This window comes from Neolewinella persica DSM 23188, from assembly GCF_000373105.1.
Classification (GTDB): Bacteria; Bacteroidota; Bacteroidia; order Chitinophagales; family Saprospiraceae; genus Neolewinella; species Neolewinella persica.
The window spans coordinates 76,208-101,828 of record NZ_KB890416.1; the positions used below are offsets into that span (position 1 = coordinate 76,208).

Genomic DNA, 25,621 nt, shown 5'->3' on the forward strand with positions numbered 1-25,621 from the left:
TCACCAGGCAGTTTAGCGCTTTACCGATTTATTACGCTCCACGTTTAACCAACCAAAGGGAGCCGATTTTTAACAACACAGAAGTTTTATCCCATAGTCCCGATTATGAAAAAGATTTTTACCTACAGCGTAATCCTGGCTGTGCTGTCCATGATGTCTGCTCCATTGAGTGCACAGGAAGTGGTAGTATGGCCTGGCGATGCGAACGAAAACGGCACAGTTAACGGCATAGATATGCTGTTCTGGGCGCATGCATCAGGCACCAACGGAAAGAAACGACCCAATGCCAGTAGCAGCTGGGTTGGCCAGCCAACGGAAGAAGTCTGGGAAACCACTTATCCCGATGGACACAACTTTGCCTTTGCTGATTTCGATGGAGATGGTCTGGTGAACGGCCGTGACTTTCGCGTGCTCTTCCTAAACCAGCATCGCACCCGCGTCCCCGCCCCCAATGCAGACCCATGGGTAAAACCTGACACTTCGGGTAATCACGAGGCTTTTCTTGAGTTACTCCCTGCGGGCATTCAATTAACGCCTACGGGGACTATGTTGCTGCTGGACGTTAACCTCCGTGGACCAGACAGTACTTTCTCAGCGTTTCACGGCATGAGTTTTAACGCTACCTTCTCCCGGGAGCTACTGGCTGATTATGAAGGCTACGCTAAAGAGGCATCCGTCTTCTCCCTTGGAGCTGGCAACCAACTGGTACGTTGGTTGCACGTTGACAGTACTGCCCGTCAAATTGACTTTACGATTACGGCCATAGATCACCAAAATCGGATAGTAGGCAATGCCAGGCCCCTGACCCGCATCAGTATGCCATTGGCTGCAGGGTTGGACCCTGCTGATATGGTGGGTGTTACCATCGTCATTGACAGCCTAATCCTGTTTGACAAAGATTTTCAAACACACTCTGTGGCTACGGATACCCTGGTGTTCAAAGAACTCATGGCTTGTTCCTTTACCGTTAACCCCGTTTGTGGTAGCGATGGCATCACTTATCTCAACAGCTGTTTCGCGGAGACTGCCGGGATAACTTTTTATACGCCAGGTGCCTGCTGGAGTCCCGGTCTGGTGGTAGAAAACATGAACCCTTCAGCGAACTGCCCCACGGTTTATGATCCGGTCTGTGGATTCAATGGCGTTACCTACTCAAACGCATGTGTCGCCGAAGCAGCTGGCGTAGTTAACTATACCTCCGGCGTATGCAGCAACGACTTGAGCTGCTATGATCCTAATCTGATTTTAGTAAGCAGCGGCACCAGCCTGAACCAATCAACGGGCATTATTACCCTGGTCTGTTCCGAAAACAGTGGCCCTGTTTGTGGTTGCGACGGAGAGCAATATGCCAGTGCCTGTCTTGCAGAAGCTTCCGGCATACGCAGTTATACTTCCGGTGGTTGTGATATGGCCTGTATCGATCCTGGTCAGATTAACGATACGGAGGATTGTGGTACGACCTCCGCTTTTGTCTGTGGTTGCAACGGAGAGACCTACATCAATGCCTGCTACGCAGATGCGGCGGGCGTGCTCAGCTATACCAACGGACCGTGTAACGGTTCATCCGGCTGGTGTGATGAAGCAACGGTCATTGAATGTGGTGACTACCTGCCAAATGAATCTACGGTTGGTGCCGGTAACCAAATCAACAGCTACCCCGGAGCAACGGGCTTACTGATGCAGGGGCCGGATCGGGTCTACGTCTTTGAAAAAACTTCTGCTGGTGACCTACAGGTCGGGCTGGAAATCATGACGCCCGGACTGAACATGGATCTGTTCCTGCTGACCGGTGATTGTGGGAACTACACCGTCGTCGGTTCCAGTACCACTTCCAACAGCCAGACGAATAACGAAGGCATCGTTTTAGAAGATGCCCCCAATGGGACTTACTACATTGTGGTAGACCAGGGAGCCGCAGGCATTGGCGGTGATTACCGCCTGGAACTGAGCTGTGGCTACCTCGACTGTAGTCAGTCGGTGCCACTAACCTGTGGTGTCACTTATAACGGAACCAACGCCGGAGGTACGGATGATGTATCTACTTATACCTGCGGGCAAACCCTGAACGTAGAGAACAACGGTCCGGAAATCGTGCACACCTTCACGATCACCGAAGCTGGCCTGGTAACGATCGACCTGACCGGTCTGAATGCTAATCTGGAGCTTTTTCTGCTTAGCGAGTGTAGTCGCCGGAGTGGCCTGTATTACAGTCAGAATGCCGGAACGAGTAACGAACAAATCTCTAAGCACCTACCCGCCGGAACCTACTATGTGGTCGTAGATGGGTACAATGGTGCAATCTCTAATTACAGTCTTACCGTAGACTGCGCCTCCTCCTGTAATCTGAGCGCCAACCTGCTCAGTCAGACGGGAACAGGCTGCGGACAGGCCGCTGGCAGCATTTGCCTGAAGGTACTTGGCGGAAGCCCCACCTATACTGCCCACTACGTTGGCCCCGTTTGCCGTTCGGCTTTCAGTACGACCGGCAATTTCTGCTTTACGAATCTTCCTCCCGGTAACTATGTAACGACCATCGAAGATGGCAACGGTTGCCGACTTACTTATCCTTTCACCATCAGTAATGGTGACGGTGGCCTGGCCGGAACGATGACGCCTACGGCGGCTGGTTGCGGTGAAGATGGCCGTATTGACGTCAGTCTTACTTCGGGCGGGGTTGCTCCCTTCACCGTTTACCTTAGTGGGGACCTTACCAGGACGTTTACGACCAATTCCGTCAACTTCGTGATCACACCGCTGGCGGCGGGAGATTATACCGTACGGGTAGTCGATGCCGCAGGTTGTTCAATTACTGAAAACGTCTGGATAGACGCCGCCTCCGGCAACCTTGAGGTGACGACCTGGACGGAGCCCGCTGGCTGCGACGGCAGCCCGGGGGAAATCGTTGTTCGGGCACCAAACGGTACTTTACCTTACCACATTACGGTGAGTGGTCCGGTAACGGGCAGTGCTACGGTAAACGGGTACAACTTCCGCGTTCGGTCATTGCCCGCCGGGCAATACACCTTTACGCTGACCGACGCCTTTGGCTGTTCCTACGAGGAACAACTGGTGGTTGGTAGCGGGCAGATGGAAGTCGATGTGTCGGCAACACCAGCCAACTGTTCCCTGCCGGGTGCCGTCCGCGTTAACATCTCTACCGGAACAGCTCCTTATACGATCAACTACACCGGCCCGGTTTCCGGGACGATTAATACTTCCGAACAAATTACCGTCATCAACAATTTGCCGACGGGGACCTATACGTTCTCCATCTGGGGAGATGATGGCTGTGACCAGTCAGAAACGGTATTTGTGGGTGATAATGGTGGAAACCTCGACTTAGACATCACCCAAACACTGGCGGCCTGTGACGGCAACGACTCGCAGCTACAACTCATCATCAGTGGTGGAACGCCAAACTATACCGTCGTGTACTCTGGGCCAGTCAGCGGCAGCCTGACGGTTGACGGTACGGGCACTGGTCTGATCAACCTCCCGCCCGGGACCTACTCGATCACGGCAACAGATTTCGGCGACTGTTCAGCAACAACCGAGATAATGGTCAATGGCGGCCTCTCTGCCAATGATCAAAGCAGTTTCCTTTTTGCTAATGATTGTGACCAGTTGGACAACATCCGGACACTGATGTTTGGTGGTGATGCACCCTTCCTGGTTACCGTTACCACGGATGCCTGCCCCGGCCAAAACAGATCTTTCACTTCCGCCGACGGAGCGTTTGATCTGACGAATCTGGCCAACTGCACCTATACCATCGCAGTGGAGGATGCCAACGGCTGTAGCAGTAGCCGGGTGCTTACGGTGAACGTTGACCCGAACGAAGATTTCCTGATCCTGACGGCCGGTGACGGCGCGTGTGGTGGCTCCGGTTATATCGACCTGGACATCACCGCAGGAGAGGATCCTTATTTTATTAACTGGACAGGACCCGTAAGCGGCAGCGTCAATCTGGTAGGCCAGCAATATCGTGTCAATGACCTCCCCGCAGGTACTTATACCTTCCACTTAACCAACGGCTCGGGCTGTGAGACAACCCAAAGCATTACGCTGTTGAACGACGGTACCCTCGACGTAATTTCCAGTATCGTGACCGATGATTGTGGTAGGCCCGACCAAATCTGGAACGATATTGTAGGCGGCGTCGGACCATACACCGTAACGGTAACGCGGTTGTGTGACGGCGTAGAAGTCGACGTGGAAATGAGTGGAGCAGGCTTTGAGATCGTCAACCTGATACCCTGTGATTACAAGATTGTGGTAACGGATGCCAACGGCTGTATGACCATGCGCACCGTCACTGTAGAACCTTATCAGTTGTTCAATGCTATCGTCACGAACGGCGTGTGTGGCCAGCCAGGCAGCATTGAGGTTATGGTGATGAACAGCAATGCGGTCGGGCCATACACCATTGTGTATTCCGGACCCATCAGTGGTAGCTTTAACGATGCTGACGGACAAGCGATTCTGTCTGGTCTGGTCGAAGGAGCGTACACCATTACGGTCACCGACATCAACGGATGTACCGAAACAGAAGCGGTAACCTTAGTGGACATCCCAAGCGATCTTGAACTACAAACGGCACTGATCAATAACGACTGCGGCCAGTACAACCAGCTTTGGAACGACATCAATGGCGGTACCGGTCCCTTTACCGTGGTGGTTACCCGTCAGTGCGACAACACGGTGGATACCACTTTCACGACTGCGCAAACCGGCTTCGAATTGACGGACCTGGAAGAGTGCTGCTATAAGGTAGTTGTTACCGATGCCACGGGTTGTATGGTCATGACTGAAACCTGTGTGGAAGATGCCGCTGCTAACTTGTTTACGGTTACGCCCGTAAGCGGACCATGCGGACAGAACGGACGGATCGACCTAAACTTCATCCGGGGCACTTCGCCATACTCCGTTGTGTACACCGGGCCACAGTCCGGAAGCAATACCGTGAACGGCAATGAGCTTTCGATCAACGATGCGCCGGCAGGTATTTACACCTTTACGGTGACAGATGCCAACGGCTGTGCGGAGACAGAAACGGTAACGCTTGAGGCTACCACTAATGACCTGGTGCTCCAGGCTGCACTGATCTATAACGAGTGTGGCCAATACAACCAGATATGGGTCGATATTTTCAACGGCACCGGGCCATTTTCCATCGAGGTGATCCGTCTGTGTGACGGCACGACATTGATGGACTTTGTGTCTGGCGACGTCGGTTTCGAGCTGATGGACCTGGAGCCCTGTGATTACAAAATCATTGTAACTGACGCTGCCGGTTGTATGGTTATGGACGTTATAACGGTGTTTCCGGGAGATGTCGATCTTTTCGACCTGACTTCGGTTTCGGGCGAGTGTAACGAACTTGGCTCCTTTAACCTCGAAATCACCCGCGGCCGCGCCCCCTTCAATATTGTCTATAGCGGCCCCGTCGGTGAAAACGTGACGACCAATGACACGACCTTTACGCGAACGGACCTACCCAGCGGCGACTATACCGTCTTCGTTACCGACAGTATCGGCTGCGTGGAAACAGGCCAGTTTTCCATCAACAATACAACGACGGACCTTGACCTGGTGACTTCCCTGATCTTTAACGATTGTGGCCAATTGAATCAGCTGTGGAACGACATCAACGGCGGTGTTGGTCCCTTCGATGTTGAAGTGACGCGCCTTTGTGACGGGATGGTAGACACTACTTTTACCACTACAGAGCGCGAGTTTGAACTCCTTAACCGGGAGCCTTGTGAGTACAAGATCAAGGTGACGGAAGCAAATGGCTGTATGGATATGGAGACTACCCGGATCCGCTTTACGTCCGCTAACCTGTTTGAACTCTCCATCGATAACAGCTGTGACAGCAGCGGCTTTTTTATCCACTTTATTGCTGGAAGCGCGCCTTATCAAGTGGTGGTCAATGGACCGCTCGTACAGCAGCTTACTGATGTAATGGGGGACCTATACATTTCCAGTCCTCCCGGAGATTATTCCGTCCAGGCCTGGAGCAACGAAGGTTGTTCGGAGATGAATTTTTCTTCCATAGACGGTGGTATGGAAGGCGAGTTGCCGGAACCGGCATTCACGACGTCCGTCAACGGCCTGGCGGTAAACTTTACCAATGGCACCGGCCCGGGAACCTATACCTGGGACTTTGGTGACAACTCCGCCACAAGTGCCGAGACCAATCCTCTTCATACCTATGCGCAAGGCGGTACTTACAACGTTTGCCTGACGGCGACGAACGACTGTGGAGCTGAAACCAGTTGCCAGGAAGTTACCGTTAGTGCCAGCGGCAACGTGCAGATCATTATTGGTGGCGCCAGCAGCTTTGCTGGTAACTCCGTACGGATTCCCGTTTCCATTCAGGGAACAGATAACGTCGCCACGATTGCGGGCACCTTTGCGCTGGATGATCCGTCGCTTGCCACCATTACCCACGTGTCTGCCGGCGCCATCGCGCCGCAGTACAATGCCAGCAACCAAAGCTTCAGCTTTGTGGCCAATGGCACGGATGGCGTTAACCTGGGAGAATCCGGGATCAACGTTCTTTTCTTCCTGCACGTCCAACTCGGTGGAAGCACGGGGACTACGGACATTCAACTGGTGAATCAGCCAGTGGAACTTGAAGTTAGTGGGGTACGTAACGGTGTACCGCTGCTATTGCCTGCAACCTACCTGCCCGGTTTTGTGGATATTACCGAAAACCTACTGGGCAACATCAGCAGCCGCGCCTACACCAATAATAATGAGGAAGTTGAGGATGTAACCTTCCAGCTTTCAGAACCAAACGGCGGTTATGTCCTCGATCTGCCGGAAGACGCTAATGGTGTGGCGAGTACGCTGACCGGACTGACGGTTGGCCGGATGTACTATGTCGAGCCGGTTAAAACGAGCGATTATCGCAACGGTATTTCCAGCTTCGAGATCTTCCTGGCTCAGCGTTATTTGCTGGGGTACGAGGTGCCGCAGATCACGGATCCGATGCAAGTAGTGGCCCTGGACATGAATTGCAGCCAGAGCTTTAGTAACCTCGATCTCTTCCTGATGCAGCGCCTGTTGGTTGATGACCTCGACGAGCTGCCGGGCTGTAACAGTTGGAGCTTCGTGCCCAATACCCATGAATTTGCTGCCGACTGGAACGACGGCAACGTCTTCCCCGCGCCGCGCCGCGCGGAGGTTGTACTGCAAAGCGATACCATGGTGATGTTTACTGCCGTGAAAACTGGTGACCTGCTGGGCGATGCTGACGTAAGCCGGAGCTCTGGTACCCTGCCACTGAGTTTGGAGTTGCCCGAGGTACTGACTGCCGGACAGACCTACACCGTAGCCATCAGCCTGACCGAAGCTGCCGACCTGGTAGCACTGCAGGGAGAATTGATGTTGGCCGAAGGGCTGGAGTTGGTATCTGTACTGCCGGCAGATGTTCCCGGTATTCGTGCGGGTGAACGCCTGGCAGAACGCGGAACGATTCGTCTGAGCTGGTTCAGCGAGACGGGTGATTTCAGGGCGCTGAACGCAGGTGCAAAAGTGGTTGAACTAGCCATCCGAGCCACCGAAACCCGCCGCTCCGTGGCAGGTCTCATCACCCTACGCACTTCGGCGGGTTTCCCCGCCGAGGCACACAACGGCGCGCAGCGCCGTCTGGTTCCCGACCTCCAAACGGTGATCGCCGGTTCCGACATCGCCGTCTTCCACCTGGTTGGGGCTGCGCCCAACCCCGCCAGCGACTTCGTCGACATCCGCTTTGAAATACCCTCTCCCGATGAGGTAGAATTGATCCTGTTTGACGCATTGGGCCGTCCGGTCATCCAACGTGCGCAGCCACTCGAGGCTGGGCCGCAGCGTTTCCGCCTGGATACGCGGGCATTGCCTGCGGGGGCTTACCACTACCAGCTGCGGGCTGGGGGGGAGGTGGCTTCTGGGAAATTGGTGTTGAGACGGTAAGGTAGTCTTGTGGTCTTGTAGTCTGGTGGTCCCGTGGTGCTTTGTGCTGCGGGGCCACCAGGCTATTGGGGGAGTACTTTGGTAGAGGACGTCCCCGTCCGAACTATTCCGCTTGCCGTCGGAGACGGCTTTATTTGGGGATCCTATACCCTGTCAACGCTTCGAAGCGTTAATGTGCAAATAGTCCCAGCACACACCTCTATTTAAAGGTCCATGCCTGCGCCTACACCTCACCAGTAGTAAGAGACGAATCTTCTCTTTGATGTGACGAAGTTGACCTTTCACGGGGCAAAACAAGGATTGTCTTACAGATGGGTATTTTGCCTGTCCTAAATGGTTGCTTTCTTTCTGTATCTTCATTATGTCATAAAATGTTACAACTAATTTCAGGACGGAACACCATACAGAAATAAAGAATAATGCAAAAATTATTGTTCGACTTTCTCTCCAAATACGTTTCACTTACAGAAGATGAAATGGATGCCATAATTGATCTAGACACCTTCCAAACGATAAAAAAAGGAACTATCTTACTAAAAGAAGGACAGCATTCACAAGACGGTTATTTCGTTTTAAAAGGATGTCTGCGAACCTACTACATGATAGAAGGAGAAGAAAAAACAACGGCATTCTATACGGAAATGGAAGGTGTTACCCCGAATTGCGTCTTATCAAAGGGCCCTTCTGAATATTATGTCGCAGCAACGGAAGATGCTATAATCTCCGTTTCAAATCAGGCTATGGAAACTGACGTTTTTGATAAATTTCCTAAATTCGAAAAACTGTGCAGGATTTTATCAGAAAAACTAATAGCTAAGCAACAAATTAATTTTGATGCCTTTAAAACTTCTTCTCCCGAGCAACGATACTTGAACGTGTTGCAAAAAAGACCCGACCTTATTCAACGTGTCCCTCAACATCAGTTGGCCAGCTATCTAGGAATCAAACCTCAGTCTTTGAGTAGAATAAGGGCCAGGATTCTTGAAAAAAAATGAGCTAGTGGTTTGCTTCTTCACTTAAGTGAACGTGTGGCAACTAACGGCCGCTCTAATTTTGCACTATCATAGTTAACAAATAGCTCAGAATATGCGAATTAGAATTTTAGCTCTAGGCCTCGCCTTAGTATTCACGGTCAGTGCACAACTCGACGCCCAGTATGCTACGCAGATTAGCACCTATAAAAAGTGTTTTATTGGCAGCAGCTTCTTCATGTTAGGAAATTTCCTCCCGGAAGACAAACCCCATTTTGTACAGCTAAATCTTGGTTATCGCCTGACAGGAAGGGATGTAGTGTCCTTAGAGTTGAAAACCTGGAGGTACCATAAGTCGCTCGGTATTCCGTACGGGAAGTTCTATAATGACCCCGAAGAAAAATATACTGGATACATTCAAGAACGTGGCTTTGCGCTTGCCTACCAAAGATACTTGTGGAAGAACCTGTATGCTGGTGTACACGTTATGAGTGCCTGGCAATCTTTTGTAAACGGTGACGGAAAGGAGATAGATAAAGGCTTTCAAATATTCAATACCTACCGATTAGGTTACCATGTTAAGCTGTTTAACGACAAGTTTTTCATTGAGCCGTCAGTTGCCGTTACCCACCGGCCTTACCACACAACCATGCCCGACCCGTTCAAACAATTTGATGATAAGTGGACTAAATTTTTTTTCGGTGAGCCGGGGCTGCATTTTGGATATAACTTTTAGTGGTTCGACACTCAACGGTCTACCGGAGGGAGGCGTCAAGTTGATCCAGTAGCAGAACTCGTCAAGTTTTTTACTCCGGGTAATGCAGAATACACGAGGTCCACTATCTACCCTGAATAGTTTCTAATTATTCGTTATTAATACATAGAATTATGAAGCTTTTGCTTTTGCTCGCTACTGCCATTCTATTTAGTGCCAGCGGTTTTGGTCAGAGAGAAGGGCCTACGACTAAACATGAAAAACTACTTTCTCAATTCTTTCCAGGAGCAGAATGAACTGTTAGTGTGCAGCTTCCCAAAGGATATGTTACCGACCGAAAATACCCCGTGATTTACACACTGGACAGACAATCGTTGTTTCCGATAGTCGCTGACTATGTCAAACACCTAGGTAATGAAACAGATGAAGATGGCTACGATTTGGGCACGAATTCCATTCCGGCGGCCATTGTCGTTGGGGTGCACCATGCCAATAGGGGCGAAGAGACCGAGCCGAACTTTGAGGGGATTGGCTATTTGCCTGGTCCCCAAAAACTGTACGACTTCCTTACACGGGAACTAATTCCTTACGTTGATAGTACTTATAGTACCTCAGGTTATGATGTGATCATCGGCCATTCTAATACTGCTCAGTTCGTGACGAACTCGTTACTGATGGAAAAGGTTGTTTTCGATGGCGTAATCGCGCTTTCCTTAGTGGAGGGAAGCGATGGATTTAACGAACGTCTTGAGAACCGCCTCAAGGTGATGGGCGAACGGAGCTACTTCTTAGGATACGGGTTTAAGGATAATGAATTTAACGATTTGGCTAAGGAGCTTTCCGGGAAGTTAGACAACGAGGGTGTCCTAATTTCCGGTTACAATGCTAATCATGGTGACTTGCCTGTAGTGTCTCTTCTTGATGGACTGAAATTTACTTTTAGGGACTACCGAAATTTTGAATGCTTAATCAGTGCGTCGAAATTTGTTGACTTCTCCGTAGCACAATACGTTGACGATTATGGGCAAAGAATGAAAAGCCATTATGGTATTTTGACTGATATTAATGAAGATGACTATGGCTATCTCATTGTTGAGAGTGTCAATAACAGAAATGTTAATCTATTTAACGAGTTGATCAAGTATGATGAGCAAAAGAATGACTTTGAATACCAGGAAATAATCTTATTCCACTACAGGAAGGAACTTGGTGATTTGGACGGTGCCAAGTCTTTAGCTTATCGTATGCTAAGTAGCGATGAGAAAATGATGGGACGTTTTCTATTGGGACAATTAGACGCCTTCGTTGATTTCTTTGCCAAAGATTTAGCAGTCCCGTTAGAGGCCATTGAATTCTTAGAGAAAATTGCTAGGAAATATCCGGACAGTCGGCTTACCACGTCCTACTTTATCGCTAATACGTCACGAGCGTATAACGTTGAACTGGAGAAGGGCAAAATGAGCTTGAAGTATTGCGTTGAGCACTATGAAGGGAACAGGTTCTTTGACGAGAAGGACTTAGGGGAACTAGAGTAAGAAGGGGAGTAAGCCAGATTGTCGACATAGGAGGTAGCCGCCACGAGCGGTAGCGGGCATTGGTGGAGCCCGCAGCGCTTTGTTGCTCAGGACTTTACTTTTAGGTGGGGAGGGGGCATTAGTTATATCAATTTCACGTGCTTGGAGAGCCGCTTGACCGCTCGCCGTCGGAGAGAGCTTCGGCCGGGCTAATACTCACTTAACTCTCCCAAAGAAACCCGCCCTTCATAAATAGCCTTCCCCACAATCACCCCGAAGCAGTCCAATTTGGCCAGGGCATCGAGGTCATCAGTGGTGGCAACGCCACCACTGGCAATGAGCTGCACATCGGGCTGCTCCCGGCGGATACGGGCGTAGAGCTCCCGCGCCGTGCCCTGCAGCAGGCCGTCCTTACTAACGTCAGTGCAGATGGTATAGCGGACGCCCCTGGAGACGTAGTCGGCCAGGAACTCGAAGAGTTCCCGATCAGAGGCTTCCTCCCAGCCGGAGACGGCGATCTTGTCGCCATGTACGTCGGTCCCAAGGATGATCCGCTCGGCGCCGAAGCGCTCCAACCAGCCCAGGAATACCTCCGGCTGTTTCACGGCGATGGTGCCACCAGTGACTTGGGCTGCACCAGCCTCAAAGGCAATGCGTAGGTCCTCGTCAGATTTCATACCGCCGCCCCAGTCGATGTGCAGGCTGGTACCGCTGGCAATCTTCTCCAGGACTTTGTGGTTGACGATGCCGCCGCCCCGGGCGCCGTCGAGGTCGACGACGTGCAGGCGGCTGAGGCCTGCGGCCTCAAACTCGCGGGCCACGGCCAGCGGATCTTCGTTGTAGATGGTCTTCTGGTTGTAGTCGCCCTGGGTGAGGCGGACGCATTTTCCGTCGATCAGGTCTATGGCAGGGATGATGTGCATGGGCTGTTGGTCTTTTAGTCTGTTGGTGCTATTGGTCTGTTAGGGGCGCAAAGGTACGGAGCGGAGGGGGAGATTTGAGGGGGCTGGTTGGATACGTATCTCTTTACCAGGGGTGAGTTGAGGCACGGGGCTGGCCGTGCTTAGGGCCGCCGCGTTGCGGCCGAGTGGGATTAGCTTGCCCCGGATTACGAAGCGGACTGCGTCCAGCTTCTCCATCCGGGGTTATTCAGGGTTGACCCCTACGGGGTCTGTTGGGAGGCGAGGGGCTTGTTGCTGGCCTGCGTTTCCCCCCCCCGGAATTACGAAGCGGACTACGTCGGCTTCTCCATCCGGGGTTATTCAGGGTTGACCCCTACGGGGTCTGTTGGGAGGCGAGGGGCTTGTTGCTGGCCTGCGTTTCCCCCCCCCGGATTACGAAGCGGACTGCGTCCAGCTTCTTCATCCGGGGTTATTCAGGGTTGACCCCTACGGGGTCTGTTGGGGTAAGGGAAGCCAAGTCGTCTCGGGAGACTAAGTGCAGCCGGTTTTGGACCAGCACGCCCATCGAATCAGGGAGGTGTAATAAGGTGCGGTCTTTCGGGTCGGTGCCTTCAATGCGTTTGTTGAAGTAAGCCAGGTGGGGCTCGAAGGTGCGAATCCAGCCCTCGCGGAGTTGTTTACGGTCGATTAGCAGGTGGTCGATGTCCCACTTATCCATGAATTCGACGACGTTGTTGAGGCTGTCTCCGGTGGTGGTGTAGGCCGTCATGAAGTCGTGGAAACGAGGCATTAGGTAGTCGTGGTAGCTTTTGAAGTAGAGAGCGTGGGCGGACTCATTACTGATGAAGACATTGCGGTGGGCGAAGACGGGGACCTGATCGGCAAGGTTGGGCGTAACGGCGATCAGGCTAGCTTCGGGCAGGGCGTTGATGGCGGCGAAAAGTTGGTCCCGGCCCTCCTGCGTGGTCGTCGGGAGTTGGTCTGGCGTCTGACGGTAATAGCCGTAGCCGAGCAGACCCGCAGCCAGCAATACGGCCAGCCAGGTTTTGGGTTGGAAAAGCCAGATTCCGGCGGCTATCAGCGTCAGAATCATTGGTGTCCACAAGCGCCAGGGGTAGATCAGGTAACGATCGGGTAAAAAGAGCAGGGGGAAATGTTGGCGGGCGATGAAGTACCACGCCACCGCCACGCCGGCAAAAGCCAATAACCACCAGCCTAATTGTCCGATGCGGCGGCGGTGCAGGATGGACAAACCTCCGGCCAGCGCCAGCAAGAGATATGGAAACCAATTGCCGAACGGGGAATGGAAATTGGCTGGCAGGAGGTACCGGAGCAGTGAAGGTACATCCCCCTTAACGGCGTGTTGAATGCCCACCCGGCCTCCGGACCGAAACTCCGGCCAGCTGATCAGCTTTACCCGCTCAAGGTAACCGCCGAGGGACGGGTGCTCCGCCACCCGTTCCGCGTGCAGCCAAACGACCACAAGGGCCAGGCCGAAGCCCAGTAGGTAAACGTACCAGTACTTGAAGGGCGAAATGGCCTTCTCTGCTTCTTTTACCTTGCTGTGCATCCTGCGGCCGCGCCCCCAAATAATCAGTTGTCCCAACTTGTACAAACCGAAAATACCGCCATTGAGCAGTAGGGCCGGCGGGTAAAAGAGGGCCGAAAATAGTGCTGTGGCAGCTACGCCCCAAGGCTGTTCCTTTCCGATCAGGAAGTACGCAAAGGCAAGGATGAGTGGCATGAAAAATGCCCGTGCCACGAAGCCGACACTGGAATGAAAGCCCAGGTGAACGGCCAGTAAGCAACCCGCCAAAGCGATTAAAACGTGCGTGTAACGACGCAGTAAAGCAACCCCGAAGCCGACCGTCAGCAGCGAAATGAGGAACGGCCCCGCCCGGGAAATGGTAACGGGATCGAGTATCAGGCCCAATATCTTTAACAGCCAGTAAAAACCGCGCGGCTGGATGGCAGCGGAAGCATCAGCGTAAAAAGTATCCTTCCAATTGAGTTCGAAATGGTCAACGAACAACCAAAGATAATGCTGCACCATGTCGTCGTTGATGACGAGTGGCCCGGACAGCATTTTTTGATAATAAAACCAGGTGTAACCTAGGGTGATGGCGACAATCGCGGCCCAAACGCGCCAGGTAATTGGTCTATTGATCTGTTGGTCTGTTGGCACTATTGGTCTATTGGTATTATTGGTCTATTGGGCTGCCGCACGTTGGAGCTGTTGATCTATTGGCTACCGAGCTAACGGTCCAACAGCATCAAGATACTAATAGCACCAGTAGACCAACAGCTCCAATGGTCCAATAGCATCAATTACTCCGTCTCCACGTAAAGCTCTCCCTTCAGCAGTCCCCTGCTGATTACAATCTTTTGCACCTCGCTGGTACCTTCGTAGATCTGGGTGATCTTGGCGTCGCGCATCAGACGCTCCACGTGGTATTCTTTGACGAAGCCGTAGCCACCGTGTATTTGCACGGCCTCTACGGTGTGTTTCATGGCAACGGAACTGGCGAAGAGTTTGGCCATAGCGCCAGCCTGGTTAAAGTCTCTGCCCTCGTCTTTGAGCCACGCGGCGCGGTACACCATCATTTTGGCGGCCTCAATGTCGGTGGCCATATCGGCCAGCTTAAAGGCGATGGCCTGGTGCTGGCTGATGGGCTTGCCGAAGGCTTCCCGTTCCTTGCTGTAGGCGGTCGCCAATTCGTAGGCACCGCCGGCAATACCGAGGGCCTGAGCGGCGATGCCGATCCGGCCACCAGCGAGGGTTTTCATCGCAAATTTGAAGCCGAAACCGTCTTCGCCGATGATGTTTTCTTTAGGCACCTTCACGTCATTGTACATGATCGTGTGCGTGTCGGAACTACGGATACCTAACTTGTCTTCTTTAGCGCCGATGGTAACGCCTTCCCAATCGGTCTCGACGATGAGGCAGTTGATGCCCCGGTGCCCTTTGTCGACGTCGGTTTGAGCCACCACGAGGTGAACCTGGCTGGTGCCACCGTTGGTGATCCAGTTTTTGGTACCGTTGAGGAGGTAGTGGTCCCCCATGTCAATGGCCGTGGTACGCTGGCTGGTGGCATCAGAACCAGCTTCTGGTTCGCTGAGGCAGAAGGCACCGATCCATTCGCCGGTAGCGAGTTTGGTCAGGTACTTTTGCTTCTGATCTTCAGTACCGTAGTGCTCCAGGCCGTAACAGACAAGGCTGTTGTTGACGGACATGATCACGGAGCAGCTATTGTCTACTTTAGATAATTCTTCGAGGGCGATGATGTAGCTGAGGCTGTCCATTCCGCCGCCACCGTATTCGGGGCTGACCATCATGCCCATAAAACCGAGTTCCGCCATCTGCTTCACTTCATCGGTAGGGTAGATCATGTCACGATCCCGGTCAATAACACCAGGTTTGAGGACACGTTGCGCGAAATCACGGGCGGCTTCACGTACGGCAAGTTGTTCTTCGTTGAGGGAGAAATTCATGGTCGGGGCAAATTATCTGATTATTCTGGTTGTCAAATTTTCGGGTTATCGACAACTCAGGGCTAATGGATTACTGGTTAGGTAATCGGCCGCGAAGTTAGCGAAAATTCGCCTGGAAATTGTCTGGTGCTGGTCAGGTTTAGCGGTGCTGATGCACTTCGCCGATCCTTCAGAGGTGGGGGCGGGGCCGCAGGTGCAGGGAAGGTTAATGGGATAGACCGGTTTTCACCCCAGCCGCTGTAATATTCAATCACACCGGCAACCAACAGCGGCTTACTGCCACCTGATCAGGATTGGTGTCGACAGGTAGCTATACTCATCATTAAGTGGTTTGGGAATAGTATGGCGCTGAGCTACCGACCGGCGGTCAACTGTATCCCAAACCCTTACCGTTTGAGATAGATACCCTGCTGATTAACCATTTTTTATTGACTCAGGGTCCTTTTTAGGTATTATTTTCAGCGCCTTACATCCCGCTGACGAATGCGGGCGAATGTATTACGACCTTCGCGCCATGACAGAATTACTGAAAAACCAGTTGGGCCGTCTTCGCGTGCTCGGCTTCGTCGAAGGGGTCTCTTTCTTGTTGATTCTCTTCGTTACCATGCCGTTGAAATATTACTTCGACCAGCCGCAGCCCAACAAGATCATCGGGATGGCCCACGGCTTTTTGTTCATTGGCTATTGCTACCTGGTGGTTGCCGTAGGTCTCAATAAAGGATGGAACTGGAAAGTGATCGGCCTGGGACTTTTGGCCTCGATTATTCCATTTGGGACTTTCTGGGCAGACTGGAAGTTGTTCCGCGAGTAGTGAATTAATGAATAGCTATCGCATGCACCGTTCGCTCACCTCAGCGAATAAGCGCAGCGCAGTAAGTGGTTACAGCGGTAGACATTCTCCCATTCACTAATTCTCCCATTCACTACCTGACCCGCTCCAGAAAATCTTCCATGGTCAACCGTTCCTGTAGCCGCCCGCCAAGGGAAGCACCGCTGCCAAGTTCACGTTTGTGTTCTACCAGGCCCAGCCCTTTGGCGTAAATTTCGTAACCGGTAAACTGAGGACTGATATCACCTTCTTCGGTATCCCTCAGGCTGACTTCCCCCTCCAGGCTGAATAGCAATCCGGGATAGTTTTTTCCGAGTACTTCAATGGTCGTGTCCCTTTCGAAGCGCCGGTTCATCGTCACGTAGGTTAGGGTTTGGGGCCGGTCCGGGTCAGTGAAGCTGAGTCGGTAGCCGTAGGCTTCGGTAGCTTCGTCGCTTAGATAAAAGGGGAACGCCCGGTCGTGGATCAGCGTCGTGGGCATTGGCAAGGATGGTCCGCTCGTATCCGGGCGTAGCAGGGTGATCTCCCGCAGGTAAACACCGTCATTTTTTATTTCCTGACGGCTCTGTTGCTTAGGTTCCAGGAACTGAGAATATTGGGTGACACTCAGGTATAATGCGGTGTCAACGTCAACTCCGAGATAGTAGGTATAGTCGATTTCCGGTCCGGGCAGGGTGCCGATGTTTTCGTAGGCATAGACCAGGCCAGTGGTCAGCTCGCGTGCCGGGAAGTAGTAATCCCGTATGTCACGATCGGCATTGCAGCCAGTGAGAAGGATGGTTAAGAAGAGAAATGACATCAGGGCGGGGACGCGGGTGCAGGGAAGGTTCATGGAGGACAAAGTTAGGATAACTATGCGGTAACCACATCCTTACCTCTTTTGCCCTTAACCCTTACTTTGCACCTGCGGCCGCGCCCCCGGATTACTAATCAGTAACCACCAACGGCCAATTACAAATTCCTGGGGTCAACTACTTGACTACCGTTGCTGCGACCTCCCAGACTGTAGCCTACCACCAACTCGATACTCCCGTTTTGAGCTCCCTTCAGATCGCTGAGCCCCAGGTCATAGGCCATGCACATTGATAGGTTTTCGGAGAGATAGAGGCCGGCAAGTACGCTGGCGCTTTCACCTCCGCCGTTGCCCCCCAGGCGGTAGGAAACTCCGGTGAACAGGTTTTGGCCTAAATGAGCCGTGAGGTTAACGTCGGCGTCAAAAGGAGCACCAGCCACGTATTTTGCCAGGAACTGAGGCTCTAAAGCCAGTTTTTCGGACAGCTGTAGTTTCACCCCACCCATAAAGTAAAAGTGGCGGGCTTCGCGGGAGATGATGCCCTCCTCTGCCCCCAGGTCAATATCACTTTCCAGCAAACGGGGGACACTGATGCCGACGTAGTAGGCCGGTCCGTCGATGTAAAGCCCCGCACCGAAGTTAGGCGTTACCCGTGATTCCGTTGCGCCGGGAATCGCGGTGTCAACTCCGCCACCTTGCGTTGGCGTTGCGCGCCCGTACTCGATGTTAAAGTACCTGGCCGATGCGGAAATTCCGAGCCCCAGCCGGGTTCCCCGGCCCAGCGCAAAACGGTAAGCGTAGCTTCCTTCGATATTGTACTGCTGCTCCAGCCCAATTGTCACCCGGCTGAACCGGGCAGCCACACCGGTGCCTGCCGAGGTCAGGGGCGTGTTGAAAGTGGCCACCTGGCTCGTTGGCGCATCGTCCAAACCCAGCCACTGCTGGCGCGCAGCGACCTGGAAGTTGGTGGATTCCACAGCGCCGGCAAAGGCCGGGTTGAAACCCAGTTTGTTGTACATGAACTGGGTGTACTGTGCATCTTGCTGCGCCCATAAAGCACCGGAGGTCAACAAGAGAAAGGTGAGAATTCTGGTAAAGTTCCTCATGGCGATTAACGTTCAATTCTGACCGAGCCGGAAGCGCCCTCACGCCCGTCTCCGAAGGTTATGGTGTAGAAATAGGTGGCTACTGGTAGTGGGCTTCCCTGGAAGGTGCCATCCCAATCACTGAGATAAGGTTGGCCGCTCCGAAATACTTCGTCTCCCCACTGGTTATAGATCGTAACCTCACTGTTGGGGAAACGGTCCGTATCGATAAGACAAGGCACCACGAAGGCATCGTTCATCCCATCGTTATTGGGGGTAAAAATATTGGGTGGTACGCAATCGATGCCTTTACCTATCTGGAAGAATACGGTAGCCGTTGCGGTCGTACAGCCATCACTGGTCACCTCATAGTCAACTGCCAGCTCTCCCACAAAATTTATGGGAGAGACGAAGGAGAAGCTGCCGCCACCATTGTCGGTAATAACTGCACCCGGAGGCACATCTATGAAAGTGATAATTGCACCTGCGGGGTTATTGTCATTCTCTCCTGGCTCGAAGGTGGTTCCGCCCTGAAAGTCTACCGCGTATTCGTCGTCTCGCGGTTGGGGAGGTTCGACGTAGGAGATGATAACGGTATCACGGGAAAGCTCGTTACAAAAGCCTTCATCTACTTCCCAGATGAAAGTGTTGTCTCCAGCCACAAGTCCGATGACCATAGTGGTGGAACTTTCGGCATCAACAATTGTGATGTCAGGGTCTGGAGTACTCCACCTGCCGGAGGAGCCGATGGTCGCCTGGTCGGCGGCAAGCACCGTTCGGCGGTTACCGGAACAAACAACCTGGTCAGGCCCTGCAAATGGAGACGGATCGCTGATCGTAACCAATACGTTATCAGATTTGACGCCGCAATTACTGGTTACTGTCCAGGTAAAGGAATAAATATTATTGGGCTGTAAGCCTCTGATGACGGTATTGGGATCAGTTGGGTTTGCAATGACTACCCCCAGGATTTCCTGAGCTAATGCCTGGCTCCAACGACCACCACTACCGGGGAAGGTTACCGTAGTGGCGCTAAGGCGAACTTCTTCGCGGGCGCAGGCAAGAACGTCATCGCCAGCCAGAGCCTCTTCTCCATCGGTTACGGTGAGCATCACCGTATCTGCGGCGTAGTTGAGGCAACTGCCGTTGGAGAGCGTCCAGGCAAACTGGTACGGTCCGCCGAATTCGGTGAGCCCTTGTACGGCGGTCGTACGGGAAGTCGGATTGATGATGTTAATATCTCCGTTGCCCTCTACTATACTCCAACGGCCACTCCCGGTGCCACCGGCAGCTGCTTGCAGTAGGTACAGTCCGGCACAGATGACGGTATCCCGCCCTGCATCAGGTTGAAAGTTAGTATCAATTTCGTCCAGCCGGATGGTAACCGGAGTAGAGGTAGCGCTGCTACAGCCGTTAAGGTCAGCTTGAACACTGAACTCAAATAGTCCGCCTCCGGCAAATAGCCCGAAATCGGCCACCTGGAGAGACAGGCTCGTAGTTGGTTCACCGACGGGAACTTGTCCGTTTTGGATAAACCATTGGTAGGTTGCTCCTTCGGTAGCCGTATTGGGGTTTACGACCAAATTAAGCACCGCATCGTCGTCACTGATACATATCGGAGCGATTGGTTGAACTACAGGGACGCCCGGTGTAGGTAATACGTTTACTTCTATTGACATCGTGTCTGAAGAACACCCCGCGATGGTCGCGACCACACTGTAGGTGCCAGCATGGGTTTGTGGCGCAGCCCGGACAATTGTAGGGTTGGGAAGACTTGAGCTGAAGTTGTTGGGGCCCCGCCAGGAATAGGTGGCTCCCGGAAGATCCGTAGCCTGGAAATTAATGGGTTGGCCGGCACAAGCTGGGTCATCGGCCATGACCGTGATGGCAGGGAACGGAGTGATCGTGATAATGCGTGCTGGTGATGGCAAAGAAGTACATCCATTCCGGATCACCCGAACGGTAAAGGCACCGGAAAGTACCGGCCCTATGTCTTCCAGCCGTAAACTGTTTTGGTTGGTCGGAATATTGGTGTTGTCGGGAAGCCGCCAAAGGTAGGTGACGTCATTTCCGAAGTCATTGGTAAACAGTTCGAGTCCTTCTCCGGCACAAATGGCCGTTTCTCCGGACTCTGTGAAAGGCATGACTGGCGCGGAAGGGGCAAAATCGAATTCCACTTCCATGGAAAACCTGGGCGATACGCAACCAGTATCATTCATTACCTCTAACCTGTAGGTCCCGTTAGAGGCCAGGCTGACGTTAGGGATATTGAAGGTGTCGTTACTACTGGTACCTTCTGGCCCGACCCAGCGGTAGGTGTAAACCTCGCCGTTGGTTAATGAAGGACTGATGGAAGCCGCAAGACTTACGGGTTCTCCTCCACTGAGGCAACTGCCGGAAGACACATCGATAGAGTTGATGACGATTCCAGGTAAGATTCTTACTGGAAGGGTAGCTTCTGAATAACAGCCACTCGGAGCAGTTGCCCGCAGGACGTAGTTGCCGGTGTCAGACATCATGGCGTTTTGTATCACCGGAGCAATACCCGTGGCAAAATAACCATTTGGTCCCCGCCACTCATACGTAGCTCCGGTAATGTCGCTACTGGCTTGAAGGATTACATCATTGCCTTCACAAATGGGTGAAGGGGAGGCCGTTAGCTGAACCAGAGGACTGGCGCCAATTGTCACCGTAATCGCCGGACTTGGAGCGGAAGGACATGCCCCGCGCTGAATTCGGACGGTCCATTGTCCTTCTACGGCTGGCACTACCGGAGCAATCCGAAGTGTTGGCTCATCGAGGTCAAACTCCAGTCCGTTGGGGCCAGAGAATAAATACCGATTACCATCGGTATCGGCCGCCGAAAGGACCAGCGTATCGGTCAGACAAATAGCGGAAACAGCCTCCAATGTAGTCGGTGCACTTGCGGGTAGAACCGTGAGGGTTACGGAATCAGGTAAACTGAAGCATCCTTCTGAACGGATGGCCTGTACGTAATAAGTGCCGGCATTTTCGAGCTGAATATCGGTGAGGGTAATGCTTTGTCCCGCACTGGTAAAGTTGTTGGGGCCCGTCCAGCGGTACGCTAAGGAAGCTTGCCCCTGAGCAGAAAAAGTCACTTCACTCAGCTCACAGACTATGGCAGTATCGTCTTCAAGGCTGATTTCAGGGCGTTCCGTCGTGCCTACTACTACAACGTTTGAGGGAGGAGAGGCACAGCCATTTACGTACACGATGGCGTAAAAATTACCGGATGTCTGTCCGTTGGCAAATGGTGCGCCAAAGGAGGCCGTTGGGCTTTCTCCTACGAGCGTGCCAGCGCCGGGTTGCCCCCTGAACCATTCATACCGGATCAGGCCAGCATAATTCGAAGTGGAGGTAAGGATGGCGTTATCCCCAAGGCATACTCGCTGTGGGGCTGTAATGACGGGGGCTGTTGGAATATTACCAATATCGATATTAACGACACCTTCGCCTTCACAACCGGTGAGTCCGCGAATAACCACCCGATAGGCACCTTCCCGGCTTTCATCTACGCCGGGGATCACCGGGTTTTCCTGAGTGCTGATCAACATGCCGTCCGGGTCAAACCACTGGTAGGTGTAAATGGTCTGGCCTGGAGCTGCGATGGTTGGTGGGTTAGCAAAAAGCCGTAGGGTGTCTCCACCACACAATGTTGTCGTTGCAGTAGGAACTGGTGGACTAGGTGCAATATTTACAATGGTGCTACAGGAGCTCTGATTACCACTTCCATCTATTACAACCAGGGTCAGGGTCTGTGTCTGTCCCGTTTGATCACAATTGAATACAGAAGGTGAAATCCACATAGAGTCTATAGCGCAGTTGTCGGTACTGTTTCCACCAATGGTTTCAGGGCTTACCGTTGACTCATCGAGGCCAGAGGGGTCCACGAAAATGGTGGTAGCGATACAAACAGCTGTAGGAGCCATGGTGTCCCTCACCGTTACCAGAAAGGTACACGTATCTGCATTACCAACGGGGTCTGCCACCAGGTAGGAAAATTCGGTAACGCCGAGACCAAAGGTGATTTCAGGGATGGGGTTAAGTTCTGTGGTGCTGGACAGTGGGGTTGTGGTAGCTCCTTCCGAAAAATAATTGAGGAATAGGGTCCGGTAGGTCGCCATGACGTATACGCCGGAAATTCCGTCGTCGCCGCCCTCTTCCTCAATGTTGTCTTCGTTGCAAGGAGTAATCCCATCACCTTCCTGCCCTGGAGGAACCGTGACGGGCTGTGGCCGGAGTTGTAGCGGCAGCTGGTTGTCAGCATCAAGGTGCGCCAGGACTTCTTCGGCGGAAACCCGAATACTTAGAACGCCCTGCTGGTTGCAGGTCGCGCCTCCCCGGTGCGTTGTATCGAGGATTGTACCATCAGGCAAGACGACCTCCATCACTGCCCGCCGATTATTGAAAGTGCCTACGTAGAAAACGTCGAGGTCAATACTGTCGGTGATGTTAGGAGGTATATCGGTCAGTAGCAGATCGATGGGCTGCGCCTGAAAACTATTAAGGTTAGGATCGTAGTTGAACGGGAAGAATGCCAGGCCTCCTCCGGATGGTACTCGCTCGGACGTAATGGTGTAAGGGGCACAGTTGTCCGTAATGCTGGTAGGAAGGGGGACCGCCAAAAACACCTCACATGAATTTGCCGGAGCATAAAGAATTACGTCGTCGGGGCAGGTAATTACGGGGGGCTCCCGGTCTTCAACGGTAATGGTATAACTGCATTCATCTGAACTACCGCCACAATCGGTTGCCCGATAGGTAATTTGATGAAGGCCCACTCCCAATGAAGTAAATAAAGAATCGACAGGGTCTACGCGATTGAAGCCAGCCCCGTCGATGTCGACTTCATAAACGATCTCCGTTAAGCGGAAGGCTGCCTGGCGCAGATGAATGCGGGCAACACTGCCCCCCTGGCAGAGGTTGTTGATGGCGAAAGTGCCGGGCCGACCAGCAGGGATGTTTGGCTCCAGCCGAATACTGATCACGCCATCACGTGCGTAGCGCGTGAACTGGAAGGGGGTGATGCTGTCCACCGTAACGACGGTTTCACATTGCACGGTGCCTCGCTCGGTAGTGCCCAGCAGGGCACCGTCTTCTGCGTAAATAAAGAAGAATTCATCTTCGCCTTCCGCGTCGACATTTTCCAGGGTAATGGTGAAAATACCAGTAGTAAATCCGTTCACCGGCAGTGCGTCGGGGATTTCGAGATGGAAGACCAAAGGATCAACCGGTACGGAGCCCAGCTGACCTGGATTCATCGCCTGACTGGTGATGGCTACGGTATCCCGGAGATTGAGTTGGAAAGGTGTCCCCGAGGAACATTGATCCTGAATGGTGGGAGGAGGCAATCCAACGTTGACAACACAGGCTCCGTCATCAGTGCTGACCTGCAGGCTTTCCGGGCAGTCGAATATATTGATGGGCTGTTCATCTGTCTGCCGGTACTGCATGGTGGTCGTCGTGCTGTTGCCGCACTCGTCGGACACGATAATATCTACCGATAAACGCCGTATGCTGCCATCTGCCTGCTGACAAATGATTGGCGGCAGCAGTGGGTAGTTTTCCGTTCCGGTTTCAACCAGGCGAATCGTGAGGCTGCCTTCCGGAGAACAACCATCCATGAAGCGGGCGCCGCCCAGGTTCTGTACCCAGCTGTTGAAGACGAACTCCTGAGGACGGCCGCTATTGCAACTGGTCAGCAGGTCGGTCGGTGCCGTAACTAATACGGGGCCGGTGGTGTCTACTACGATGAGCGATTGGGTAAACGAGCGGCTGTTGCCACAGTCGTCAAATATTCGCCACTCTCGCGCTACCGTAAAATTATTAGCACAGGCTCCGGGAGATATTTCGTCCTCGAAACGGAGGTTGACGGTTTCGTCACACTGATCGTTAAGGTTAAAGGGCTGGCCGGTAATTTCGGTGTTGAGGTAGTTTTCGCAGCTTACCACTACGTTATTAGCCGGTGGCGTGAAATTTGGCGGGACGTTGTCCCGAACCCGAATTTGCTGCACCCTGACCCGGCTATTACCGCAAAGGTCCGTAACCGTCCAGGTTCGTTCTACATCGAAGCTATTCTGGCAAACCCCAGCACCGATGACTTGGTCAACAAAAGTGGCTACCAATGTTTCGTCCGGTGAACAATCATCGCTTAATTCCGACGGTCTGCCGGTGAGGTCCAGATCGAAAGGGTCTTCCAGACAAGTGAGGTTGATGTTGAAGGGGCGGGTAAAGTCCGGTGCTTCAGTATCTCTTATCTCGTATCTCCGGCGGATGATCGTGGAATTTCCACAGCGGTCCGTTGCTGTCCAGGTACGTTCTACATTAAATTCATATTGCTGGCAACTGCCGTCCATTACCTGAGAACTCGTCTCCGAGTAAGTCGTCATTGGCATCGTATCGCACTCGATCAGAGAAATATCGGGAACAGGTGGGATGGCTTCTCCACAGTTAAGTACGATGGTATCAGGAACAATCCCAACGAAGAATGGTGCGGTAGTATCAACCGAGATGTAAGCAAACTCCACGGAAGCCATGCCTCCACAAAGGTCAGTAACGGTAAAGGTGACGGTGAGGGAGTCGTTACAGGCAAAGTTTATTAAGGCGTCGGGGGCATCGTCATCAACGGATACCAGTGGAGAACAGCCAGCCTGAGCTCTTGCTGAAACGGCTATTCTGCGGTCACCAAGCCAGCGGTCGTAGCTGTCTGGGTGGCCTGATTCATTTATGTTCAGGCAATCTACGGAATCACGAAGGGGCGGTAACGTACTTACATCAATGGTTGGGCCATCGCCATTGGGCGCAGGGCCAAAACTAACCTGTTGTACTTCCCGGTCGGAATTGATCCGGCCGTTAATCTCCCAGATATGGAAAACGCTACCGCCAACGCAGGGTGCGTTTGGCGCGCTGAAACTATCAATGGCGGTTACTGAAACCGTATCGAATATTCCCGGAGTCAGTAAACGGGTTGCCCGCAACCTGGGCGGTTGTCTCACATCGCCAAAGCATGCCACCGTTTCGTCGGCAGGAGCTTCGTCAATAAACATCACCAGCCCAGCTTGAGCGTTGAGTGAAGAAACGGACAATAATATTAACAATGCGGCAGCATAGTGCAATACGCGGTGCCGGAAAGTAAAAAGGGGTAGGGTACGGTTCATGCCGTGGGGAGATTACGAACGATAAAAACGAAAAGGGAAACTATGGTGGGGAGAATTGAGCTACGTTATCGTGCTCAAGTCTGCCTCCGCAGGACGCAGAGTGTTATTAATTTTCATTGGGATTATACTTAAAATCGGTTTGTAGAAGGCGGTGGGGGAATTGTCCGCTTAGCTTAGGCAAAT

11 protein-coding genes are annotated in these 25,621 nt (G+C 52.7%); 5 read left to right on the forward strand and 6 right to left on the reverse strand.

Annotated features, from left to right (window positions below; translation table 11 throughout):
* Window positions 1-105: 105 nt before the first annotated feature.
* The 4 genes from B036_RS0103980 to B036_RS0103995 all read left to right on the forward strand — a co-directional run bounded on the left by B036_RS0103980 (window position 106) and on the right by B036_RS0103995 (window position 11,180).
* Window positions 106-7,959 (forward strand): Kazal-type serine protease inhibitor domain-containing protein, encoded by a 7,854-nt coding sequence (locus tag B036_RS0103980; RefSeq protein ID WP_020567393.1) that lies wholly within the window; start codon window positions 106-108, stop codon window positions 7,957-7,959.
* 419 nt (window positions 7,960-8,378) lie between these two features.
* A complete protein-coding gene (locus tag B036_RS0103985; protein WP_020567394.1) occupies window positions 8,379-8,954 on the forward strand; it encodes a Crp/Fnr family transcriptional regulator in 576 nt (191 codons plus the stop codon).
* A 91-nt stretch (window positions 8,955-9,045) separates the two neighbouring features.
* Window positions 9,046-9,666, forward strand: a complete 621-nt coding sequence (locus tag B036_RS0103990) for a hypothetical protein (RefSeq protein ID WP_020567395.1) — start codon at window positions 9,046-9,048, stop codon at window positions 9,664-9,666.
* Window positions 9,667-9,950: 284 nt separating this feature from the next.
* The gene (locus B036_RS0103995; protein WP_020567396.1) at window positions 9,951-11,180 is read left to right on the forward strand and encodes an alpha/beta hydrolase; all 1,230 of its coding nucleotides are present in this window, start codon (window positions 9,951-9,953) and stop codon (window positions 11,178-11,180) included.
* A 188-nt stretch (window positions 11,181-11,368) separates the two neighbouring features.
* Here B036_RS0103995 and hisA read toward each other — a convergent pair whose 3' ends face one another.
* The 3 genes from hisA to B036_RS0104010 form a co-directional block, all read right to left on the reverse strand.
* Window positions 11,369-12,082 (reverse strand): 1-(5-phosphoribosyl)-5-[(5-phosphoribosylamino)methylideneamino]imidazole-4-carboxamide isomerase, encoded by a 714-nt coding sequence (gene hisA / locus B036_RS0104000; RefSeq protein ID WP_020567397.1) that lies wholly within the window; start codon window positions 12,080-12,082, stop codon window positions 11,369-11,371.
* 448 nt (window positions 12,083-12,530) lie between these two features.
* Window positions 12,531-14,246, reverse strand: coding sequence for a hypothetical protein (locus B036_RS0104005; RefSeq protein ID WP_026231669.1), 1,716 nt, complete (start codon window positions 14,244-14,246; stop codon window positions 12,531-12,533).
* Between the two features lie 143 nt (window positions 14,247-14,389).
* Window positions 14,390-15,553 (reverse strand): acyl-CoA dehydrogenase, encoded by a 1,164-nt coding sequence (locus B036_RS0104010; protein WP_020567399.1) that lies wholly within the window; start codon window positions 15,551-15,553, stop codon window positions 14,390-14,392.
* 514 nt (window positions 15,554-16,067) lie between these two features.
* Here B036_RS0104010 and B036_RS0104015 point away from each other — a divergent pair.
* Window positions 16,068-16,364: a DUF3817 domain-containing protein gene (locus B036_RS0104015; RefSeq protein WP_026231670.1), complete on the forward strand. Its 297-nt coding sequence runs from the start codon at window positions 16,068-16,070 to the stop codon at window positions 16,362-16,364.
* 112 nt (window positions 16,365-16,476) lie between these two features.
* Here the strand turns inward: B036_RS0104015 and B036_RS0104020 are convergent, their stop codons facing one another.
* The 3 genes from B036_RS0104020 to B036_RS0104030 all read right to left on the reverse strand — a co-directional run bounded on the left by B036_RS0104020 (window position 16,477) and on the right by B036_RS0104030 (window position 25,438).
* Window positions 16,477-17,214 (reverse strand): hypothetical protein, encoded by a 738-nt coding sequence (locus tag B036_RS0104020; RefSeq protein ID WP_020567401.1) that lies wholly within the window; start codon window positions 17,212-17,214, stop codon window positions 16,477-16,479.
* A gap of 119 nt (window positions 17,215-17,333) precedes the next feature.
* Window positions 17,334-18,281, reverse strand: a complete 948-nt coding sequence (locus B036_RS0104025) for a PorP/SprF family type IX secretion system membrane protein (protein ID WP_026231671.1) — start codon at window positions 18,279-18,281, stop codon at window positions 17,334-17,336.
* A 5-nt stretch (window positions 18,282-18,286) separates the two neighbouring features.
* Window positions 18,287-25,438, reverse strand: coding sequence for an Ig-like domain-containing protein (locus tag B036_RS0104030; RefSeq protein WP_020567403.1), 7,152 nt, complete (start codon window positions 25,436-25,438; stop codon window positions 18,287-18,289).
* Window positions 25,439-25,621 lie beyond the last annotated feature (183 nt).

Excerpts from the sequence above, each read along its gene's own strand:
- B036_RS0103980 (WP_020567393.1), top strand. The coding sequence starts at position 106 with ATGAAAAAGATTTTTACCTACAGCGTAATCCTGGCTGTGCTGTCCATG.
- B036_RS0103985 (WP_020567394.1), top strand. The coding sequence starts at position 8,379 with ATGCAAAAATTATTGTTCGACTTTCTCTCCAAATACGTTTCACTTACA.
- B036_RS0103990 (WP_020567395.1), top strand. The coding sequence starts at position 9,046 with ATGCGAATTAGAATTTTAGCTCTAGGCCTCGCCTTAGTATTCACGGTC.
- hisA (WP_020567397.1), bottom strand. The coding sequence starts at position 12,082 with ATGCACATCATCCCTGCCATAGACCTGATCGACGGAAAATGCGTCCGC.
- B036_RS0104010 (WP_020567399.1), bottom strand. The coding sequence starts at position 15,553 with ATGAATTTCTCCCTCAACGAAGAACAACTTGCCGTACGTGAAGCCGCC.
- B036_RS0104015 (WP_026231670.1), top strand. The coding sequence starts at position 16,068 with ATGACAGAATTACTGAAAAACCAGTTGGGCCGTCTTCGCGTGCTCGGC.
- B036_RS0104020 (WP_020567401.1), bottom strand. The coding sequence starts at position 17,214 with ATGAACCTTCCCTGCACCCGCGTCCCCGCCCTGATGTCATTTCTCTTC.
- B036_RS0104025 (WP_026231671.1), bottom strand. The coding sequence starts at position 18,281 with ATGAGGAACTTTACCAGAATTCTCACCTTTCTCTTGTTGACCTCCGGT.
- B036_RS0104030 (WP_020567403.1), bottom strand. The coding sequence starts at position 25,438 with ATGAACCGTACCCTACCCCTTTTTACTTTCCGGCACCGCGTATTGCAC.